Source organism: Rugamonas apoptosis (genome assembly GCF_014042355.1).
Classification (GTDB): domain Bacteria; phylum Pseudomonadota; class Gammaproteobacteria; order Burkholderiales; family Burkholderiaceae_D; genus Rugamonas; species Rugamonas apoptosis.
Genome location: NZ_JACEZU010000002.1, coordinates 622145 through 630508, shown reverse-complemented (window position 1 = coordinate 630508; position 8364 = coordinate 622145). Strand labels below are relative to the sequence as shown.

Genomic DNA, 8364 nt, shown 5'->3' with positions numbered 1-8364 from the left:
TCAGGTTGAACGCACCACGCGTAGAAACCGCTGGGATGAACTCCCATCATCTTGCACAAGCGCCGCACCGGAAATTCGTCCTGCACTTCCTGAATGAAGGTGTACCTTACCCGGACGTCTTGGCAAAGTACACTGCGGCCTTTTTCAAGATGTCGCGCTCCTCGGTTACGCGCTTCAATTCAGCCTTCAGTCGCCGCAGCTCGTCAGATTGGGCGTCCTGGGCTTTACGTTCAACCTCGGGCACACCATACCGCTTTGTCCACGCATAGATGCTGTGGACACTGACACCAAGCCGTTCAGCGACCTCGGCCGCTGGGTGCCCGCGATCAATAATTTGCTTGACCGCAGCGACCTTAAATTCTCCCGTGTAACGCTTCCCACTCATGATTTCTCCTTTGCCTAAATTATGGCTCAGGAGTGTCTATAGAACTCGTGGCGATTCACTTGGCCGCATAGCTAAAATCCTAAACGCCTTCTGTGAGTACACTTAGAACTTCGTTTTGAAGGAGGAGTATTCCGGTAAAGCCATCATAGTTCTCTGATAGGCCAATCACCTTTGTCAAATAGTCCTTGTTCGATGCAACCACGTATCGATTAGCCTGCAGGAAGGAGAGCATCGAAATCTTCGTAGAAATAATGGGTTCTAGAGAGCTAAAATCTCGCGCACGATGACCTCCGACGAGGAGTTTCGTGTTCGTCAACGGGAAGATAAATGGCGCTGAAAATGTCATAAGGTCATTTGGTTGGCCAAATATGAACGGCGCATCCGTGCAAAGGTGATTTGACCAGCCACTTTCAGGCGTCGCCTCCAAGACTTTCCACTCCATGTGGCCGGGGATCGGACGATTTAAATCGAACGTGGTGAGTGGAAGAAAAAATGCCCTCGCAAATTTTCGATACCCCTCATCACTTTGCAGAAGTTTGTGGACCTCACTAGCAGGTAACGGGGGAACAGTGATCGTGCACATGTGTGCGACTTGCTCGATCGTGCGTGACTTCAGGAATTCATTCGAAAATTTATCTAACCGAGGTAGCCGCCAAAACTGAAGCGCCATGTGAAATTTCAGCAAGCGAACGCCATCTGGACTTAGCAGAGTTTTCACTGGCAGCCCATTTCGAATGAGCTTGAATAACTCTGCGAGGGATGCCTCCATGCGTGAAAATTGTTGTTCTATGATGTCTGTTGTTTGTCCGCGATACTTAATGGTGTTTCGCTTAGGCTCAAAGAAGACAATTGCAGGGGTTTGTGGTGCTTTCTTGAATTTTCCAATGCTCTTGTCATACACGTCGAACGTGCCGTCACTACGACAGAAGCCCTTCAGGTAGAACTGCGGGATATAGTGATGATTAGTGGATCCATTATGTGGAAGCATTTCGTAAATCCCTCAGCAGAACAGTAACAACTCGGCGCCAGCCACTTATTCACATACAAGTTTGAGAATGCGATCTTCGTTCTTAGCACCGCTAGCCATCAAGGCAATGCCCTAAAATCAAGCAAGAGATAGGTCGTCTCAGGCATCGAAGAATCGGGCCTCGTCATCGACGCACGACAAATAGTGCTTGTCGAATGATACGGCGCCATGTGTCCCTGCACTCCAGCAGAAAGTCCCTGACTTCTTTGCGGTGGAAGGCGTCGTTCGTGCAGGGCGCGATAATATAGAAGTGCTCTTGAAAAATACCCAAGGCCGGATCGACATGGAATCCTGTACGGCTAGACAGGGTGATATCGGTCTTGGGATTGTCTAGTCGAAAATGCTTGGTTCCGTTGGCTAAGTCTGAACAGACAAGCAGTATCCTAGCGCCGAAAATTTCCTTCTTCAACTCCGAAAGACTCTTTGCGCCGAAGTGGGGATCGTTCAATATCCAATCGATCCGTTGCGGCAGGATAGCAGCGCGGAGAGCGGCAATTTCTCGGGCAGTCAGTTTTCCTTTCATCTGGCGGCCTCTTTCGTGCACTAGCCGTGCACTAAATATTTTCTGTTTTTAGAGTATTACAGTGTACTGCTGCGGATATTGAGGAGTTGCAAGCTATTGATTTGACGAGGAATTGCAATTCGTAAAAACTTGCTGCGGTTGTCTACGGATGAGCATTTGAGCGAATGGATTTAGATGTCGTCGCTATCAGGCGTCGGCCTGAATCTCCCGCTGGAAATGCTGGGCCGTTCTATCGTGCTGCGGGCATGCGACGGGGACGTCGAGGTGCTTTTCGTAGTGAGCGTGGTTGCTAGCGGACTTTGGGCGGAGCGCGCTACAGGCTGCCGCTGTTCGGGCTTTGTGGCATTGATGCGGGACATATAGCTCCGCAGCGTGGGGGCGGAAATCGGGAGGCCATGTTCGCTCAGAATGTCGGCGATCTCTGTGTAGGTATAGCCTTGGCGAGCCAGAGCTCGCACATCCTCTGCAAGCAAGGATACCGCGCGGAGCTTCGACGCGACCTTGTTTTCACGCGGTTGTTGCACGAGCTTGGTAAGCGCGTCCCTGATCTCGCTGATCGGCTTAATGGTAAGCGTGGCCACAATATGATTTCCTTCCTGTCGCCCGCCAGGTCATCCGAGGGCTTGGGGGTAAGAGTTCATTTTGTGGCCCTCTCGTGATCAGGTTTTGATACGCCTCAGTTACGCGCTTTGTGCACTGTTCCGACAAACCGGTCGCGAGGCAGTCGCGCTAGTTGCGTGCATATGCACACCACGGTTGCGGTTCATAACAGTGGCGGTGCGCCAGCGTGCGCGCCATGTCGCGAGGGCGTAGTGCGGATATCGCCAAAGCGCTGCAAAGATGACGCGCTTTGCCGCACTTCGGTGCTGGAGCGTCGCGGATATGCCGCGAAGTCGCTGCGCACCGTGCACGATATGCCGCAATCAGTGAACGAGGCGTGCACGGTCGTATATCGCTTCAGTTACTTCCGTTGTGCGGCGGGGGATTTGGTGGAAAAGAGCGGGACAGGGTAGGGTTTGCTATACCGCCGCGCAGCGTCAGCAAAGCAACCGGAACATGCCAGTCGTTGCCCTCCCTCTATGTTCCTACCTCCCTGCTCAGGGCTAAGCCCCGAGACCCGGCCGCAGTCTACTTCTGATCGGCAAGCCCGTAAACGGAAAAGGAAAATATCAGCATTGCTTTGCTGGTGACACGGTTGGCAGCTGGCTGATCTATCTGCTGTGGAACGATAGTTCGATGCACCTAAGAATTATGGAGAATTATGTTCTTCGCCATAATTCCCCATAATTACGGCACCTCAATTTCCTCTGCCTAAGGCACGGATAGGACCTGATTTCTTATTGGAGGGGGGGGCGCGACAGCAAGCGCTTGAGGCATCGCCGTGGAAGTCCGAAATGGTGCCACGAGAACGATGTAAATCTTTCCGGGGCAGGCAGAAAATGAACTATACCGTTTAGCTCATTTTGCCCAGGCTCAGGCTTCCCGGGACTCGCGCGCTTGATATTATCAAGAAAACGCGGAACGAAGCCGCGACTGCAGGATATTTCATGTCGTTTGCATTTCTCAATGTGATGTGAAAGCCGTGCTAGCCCGCTGAATTGAAGGACCTGGTGAAGATTTTATGTTGCCATCAGTAAATTGGCAAATTAGTACTTTCGCCGAAATATGCTTATCGACGCAAGCAGAGGTGTGGGCCGAGGGTAACGTCGCCACTGTCCGGCTTTCCTGTGTCTCGTCATGGCACAGCGAATTCGAGGAAATGGCAAGAACGAGCTGGTTCTATACTTCCTTACTTCTCATAGACCGGAATGGTGCATTCGGGACCGATTTTCGAGAGCAAAGCTCTCCTCAACCTGCCCGTAAGGTCGGCATCGCTGACATCCCCGAAGGTGCTCACGCCTGTGATCGCGCTAATCGCCTTGGCCGCCTGTTCTCTGCTGCTGCTGGGCTTCCACCTCTGGGTTGAAGGCTCCGTTTTTACCATGCGGGGGCGCAGGGATGCGTCATGGACCAGGGTTACGTGCTCGAAGAGGCCAGACATATACGCCAGGAGGAAATCTAAGTACAGTCCGCTCAACTCCTCGGTTTTGACCCTTTTCGCGAGTGACCGTATGTTAGGGTGCGTCGCTAGTATGTGAACTGGAAAGCTTGTGCCGACTGATGTCATCATTGACTCCTTTGGAATACTCTATGGATTGGGGCGGTCGAATTGCCGGTCGCAGGTTTCGCGCTCGGCACCTGCGAACTCTTTTTCTCGCCTGGTTTAGGCATCGAATGCCTGCACGTTTTCTTTGCCGAAGAGCTTGCAGAGGCGGTCGAGCGCCGGGTCAGAGAGCTTTTGCGTGAATAGGACGGCGAGCCGCTTCTTGGGCCTCGAGCACGCCACGTAGAACAGGTTCCTGTTCCTTTCGTACGCGGTCCTGTCGGCGGGGACGCTGGCCGGGTCTTCCAGCCATTCGAGCAGTTTGTTGAAGTCGTAGTGGTTCCAGCCCCGTCCAGCTACGACGATCACGTTCTCGAACTGAGCGCCCTTGACCCCGTGTTTCGTTGAGAAAGGGGTGTGGTCGTCAACGAACTTCGCGAGCGCTACGACTTCGGCATAGGGGACCTTCCTGAGGTCGGATAGGCGCTTTACCGACGAACTGGGCTCGTCCACGCCGCCGACCGTCCATTGTGCCAGCTCGCGCTCGTTCCGTTCGATCGAGTCCGGCAGCCGGGGCCGTCTTGTCTCTTTCAGGTGGTCGATAACGTTGCCGATGCTCCCTTTCGCGCGCAGGGCGAGAAGCTCATCCATGTCCTTCGCCCATTCCGCCTTGTCCGCGTGGGACCGGATGGCCGGAGTTCCGGTCCCGAGCGCCAGGAACATTTCCCCGAAGCGCTTGCCTTCGTACGCTGAACAGACCGGCTCCACGATTTCGAGCAGGAACTTGACGAGTTTGTCCTCTTTCTTCGAGTATGCCCCCGGCCTGCCCAGGAACGCCTTCGCTATGCCGCTATACCCTTGCTCTGACGCGAGCACCCCGTGCGTGAGCATTAAGATCTTGGTTTTCCGTTCGGAGAAGTCCCAGCCTTCTCCGCCGAGCTTCTCCCTTAGCGCTTCGAGATGGGCGTGGGCGTCTTCAGCAGGAAGGTCGCCCGTCCAGTGCCCGCCGGCTCCCGACCTCCGTTTGCCTGCCCATCCGTTCGTATGGAACACCATGGCTTGCCCTTTGCTCTCCGGGTCGCTGAACGCCTGCGGGAGCTCGGGGCGCATCTCATTGAGCGCCTCTACAATGGGACGCACCGACCTGAAGTTCGCCTTCTGCTCGACCAAGGTGAGCGAGTCGTCCTCGATCTTTCCGCAGCCATCCTCGCCGTATATGCATTGCCAGTGGTCCCCGAAGAACCCGAGGAGGGGGCTTCCTTCCTTGCCTATGAAGTGCTCGCGCAGAGCTTGGACGAAATGTTTGTTTGTGTCCTGGTACTCGTCGATGAACACCACGGGGTAGCGCGAAACGAGCAGGCGGCGGAACTTTGGCATGCCCATCAGCTTGACCATGAGAGCGAGGACGTCGTCGTGGTGAAGGGTTATTTCCTTTTCGTCCCTCTTCGCCGACGGGAAGCCCAGCTCGTAGGCTATGGCGCGTCCCGCTATTCCGCCCCCTTCCTCCAACCGTTCCTCCCAGTCCGGAAGCTTCGGAAGCTCCTCCCGCATGAACCCCTGGAAGTCCTTGATAAGGGACCAGCAGAACGCGTGTATGGTCGACGAAAAGATGACAGGATGGCCGTCGGTCCGGGACTTTATCTCGTCGCTCGCGACGTTCGTGAAGGTGATGCACGCGATCTTCTCGTTGCGGCGCGCGAGCTGGGCGCCCCGGCTCACTATGAGGTAGCGCAGCGCCATCACGAGTGAATGCGTCTTGCCGGATCCGGCCCCGGCTTCAAGCAGGAAGCTCTTTCCGGCGTTGACGCATCCGTATATCTTTCCGAGCGACTCTTCGGCGGCGAGTACTGCCGGGCTCTTCTGCTGGGCGCTATTTTCCATCGGCGGCATCCTCAGGGACCTCCATTCCAATCACGATGCCGGAAGGCGCTGCGGGAGCGCCAGGGGCGCTTTCAGGAAGCCCTTCCTCGGCCAGCCAGGCGAGCCCCTCCGCGATGTAGCGGGGCACGGACCAGTCGGTTTCCTGTATCGCGTACCTGAGGGCAAAGGCCGACTTCTTGACGTTAGCGGCCTTCTTCCAGGCGGACTCTTCGGGATCGGCCGCGTCGATGCCGAATTTCGCGCGGTTCGCGAGCATGAAGGCGTCCTCGAAGCTGCGCCCGCATGGATGGCCGTCTTCTTCCGGCACTTGATAGGCGAGCCGCTGGCTTCCCCAAGTCTTGTCTTGCTGGGTCTTCGCCAGCAGTTCCGCAGGCGTGTAGTCCTTTCCGGCGCTCCCGCTGAAAAAGGCCCTGATGCTGGCGTTGCTCGTGCCCGTGCCTTCCGAGACCTTGCACGCCTTGCCGTCGTCGGCATCGTTCACGGTGTCGAGGTCGGTGATGGTAAGCGCGGGCAGCTCAAGGAAGCTGATGAGCCTTGAGAATATGTGGGAGTATGCTCCTCCGACTTCCAGGACCGCGACGTACTGACTGCCGAGCCTCCTCGCCTGAGGCAGGCCGGCGTCCACCTTCTCGACGAGCTTCGGGAGGAGCAAGCGCTCCGTCGTACCCTCGATGAGGATGACTTTGTCGGCGAACAGCAGGTCGCACCGTGTCAGCGTCATGTACTGGTGGAGGAACTCGTTGCACTTGTCGCTCGTGTCGCCGAAGTCGCCCTTCAGGTCCTTGATCTTGGTGCTGAAGGAGTTGGCCGTTCCCTTTGCGGGCGAGGACAGGAAATACTTGATGGCGTCGAACGGTGCCTTGTTCGCCATGTGCGGGGAGTGCGTCGTTACAACGAACTGGACGGGCCACAGCCGATCGGCGCCATATTCCTTGGAGAACAGGGCCGCCATCTCGCCGAGCTTCTGGATGAAGACCTCCTGCATCTGGGGATGGAGGTGCGCCTCCGGCTCCTCGATGAACACGAGGTGAGCCCCGGGCTCTCCGGGGCGTGACATGAACGACTTGAAAGCCTCGAACAGCTTCAGCAGGATGTAGATGAGGTTGCGCGCGCCCAGGCCGTTGTACGCTTCGGGGAGGTGGACCCCGTCCTCGCCGGAGTACCGGATCCTGGTGTGGTTCTTTAGCAGGAGCTCGACGTCCAGCTGCGTCTCGGTCCTGAGCTTGGGGTCCGGCAGCCTGTATCCGAAAAGGTCGAGAGCTGGCAGCAGGCCGGTCAGTTGCTCGTTGAAGCTCTTGTCGATGCTTCCCTGCACGTCTTTCACCGCCGCCCTGAGCTCCTCGGCAGTGTTCCTGTCCGCCTCTCCGGCAGAATCCGCGTCGGCGGTCGCGAACAGCGCGCTCAGGATTTTTCCCAGCGAGTCGTTGTCCTTGTGCGTGGTGTCGTCGAGGCCACGGTGGGCAGTGACGAGGTCGCCTTGAATCAGCGTTCGAAACTTCTGCCATTCCAGCGGCTTTCGGTTTTCCGGATCGTTAGGATCGGCCGCCATCAGGTTGCACTTGTAATGCTTCGGGACCAGTTCCTTCATGGATTGGAGCAGGGCCGACTTCCTTTCCGCATCTGGCTCCGCTGAGGCAGCCTCGGCGGCTTCGAGAAAAGCTCCTATCTTCCCCTCTTCGAGCTCGTAGCGGATTTCGATCCGGGCCTCGGTGCACGCGGGGTTCAGGTCGATGACGAAGTCGGCAATCGGGCCGAGGCTGGCGGCTTTCTCGTCGTAGGAAATCGCTATAGCGATCTCGATAGCGGGGAGGGCCGCGCGAACCTTGACGCTGTCCTCCTTCTCGACAGCGAGATTCAGGGCGGTCACGAAGTCCTCGTGCGAGGCGACGGAAAAGTCTTCCAACTTGAAACCAACTGAGGTTTCCGACAAGAGCCGCCTGAACAGCTCGGCGAGAGAGGTCTTGCCGCTGTTGTTGCGCCCGACTATCAGCGTGGTCTGCTTGTCGAGGCAAAGTTTCATATCCCTGAGTAGTCGGAAGTTCTTGATTTCGATGTTTTTGATTTGCATTCTGCGTCCTGGTTAAGCAAACAGGCTCTTTCTAAATGTAGGCAGGGTCCTACACGAATTCTGTCTCCAATTTCCTATCTGCAATCTCTCCAATTCTCACTTTCGCTGTTTTTTACCAGGCGGGCCGGTAGGAGAGTTGGGCACGAGATACCGCCGCCTGCTGGCGGTGCCAGTTGCCGTCGGGCGAGACGTGCGGAATTCCCAGCTTCGTCGCCGCAGCGCGGGCGGAATGACCGATTGCGATAAGGTTCCTTGGCCGTTACCAGCCGCTCAGGCGTCACCTTGTTGCGCCACCCTTCCGTCATTCTCGTAGATGGACAGGCAGGCTTAGCCGATT

6 protein-coding genes and 1 pseudogene are annotated in these 8364 nt (G+C 56.4%); all 7 read right to left on the bottom strand.

Going from position 1 to position 8364, the window contains the following annotated elements:
- A pseudogene (locus H3H39_RS06495) lies at positions 1-385 on the bottom strand (transposase); the annotation flags it as partial.
- A 79-nt stretch (positions 386-464) separates the two neighbouring features.
- A complete protein-coding gene (locus H3H39_RS06490; protein WP_182152518.1) occupies positions 465-1373 on the bottom strand; it encodes a DUF4238 domain-containing protein in 909 nt (302 codons plus the stop codon).
- Between the two features lie 163 nt (positions 1374-1536).
- A complete protein-coding gene (locus H3H39_RS06485; protein WP_182152517.1) occupies positions 1537-1935 on the bottom strand; it encodes a hypothetical protein in 399 nt (132 codons plus the stop codon).
- Positions 1936-2105: 170 nt separating this feature from the next.
- A complete protein-coding gene (locus tag H3H39_RS06480; protein ID WP_182152516.1) occupies positions 2106-2516 on the bottom strand; it encodes a hypothetical protein in 411 nt (136 codons plus the stop codon).
- Between the two features lie 1208 nt (positions 2517-3724).
- Positions 3725-4105, bottom strand: coding sequence for a hypothetical protein (locus H3H39_RS06475; RefSeq protein ID WP_182152515.1), 381 nt, complete (start codon positions 4103-4105; stop codon positions 3725-3727).
- Between the two features lie 93 nt (positions 4106-4198).
- Positions 4199-5959 (bottom strand): ATP-dependent helicase, encoded by a 1761-nt coding sequence (locus H3H39_RS06470; RefSeq protein WP_220461443.1) that lies wholly within the window; start codon positions 5957-5959, stop codon positions 4199-4201.
- Entirely contained in the window at positions 5949-8027 is a 2079-nt protein-coding gene (locus tag H3H39_RS06465; protein ID WP_182152513.1) for an ATP-dependent nuclease, read from the bottom strand. The genes H3H39_RS06470 and H3H39_RS06465 overlap by 11 nt, the downstream gene beginning before the upstream one ends.
- Positions 8028-8364 lie beyond the last annotated feature (337 nt).

Excerpts from the sequence above, each read along its gene's own strand:
- H3H39_RS06490 (WP_182152518.1), bottom strand. The coding sequence starts at position 1,373 with ATGCTTCCACATAATGGATCCACTAATCATCACTATATCCCGCAGTTC.
- H3H39_RS06485 (WP_182152517.1), bottom strand. The coding sequence starts at position 1,935 with ATGAAAGGAAAACTGACTGCCCGAGAAATTGCCGCTCTCCGCGCTGCT.
- H3H39_RS06475 (WP_182152515.1), bottom strand. The coding sequence starts at position 4,105 with ATGATGACATCAGTCGGCACAAGCTTTCCAGTTCACATACTAGCGACG.
- H3H39_RS06470 (WP_220461443.1), bottom strand. The coding sequence starts at position 5,959 with ATGGAAAATAGCGCCCAGCAGAAGAGCCCGGCAGTACTCGCCGCCGAA.
- H3H39_RS06465 (WP_182152513.1), bottom strand. The coding sequence starts at position 8,027 with ATGCAAATCAAAAACATCGAAATCAAGAACTTCCGACTACTCAGGGAT.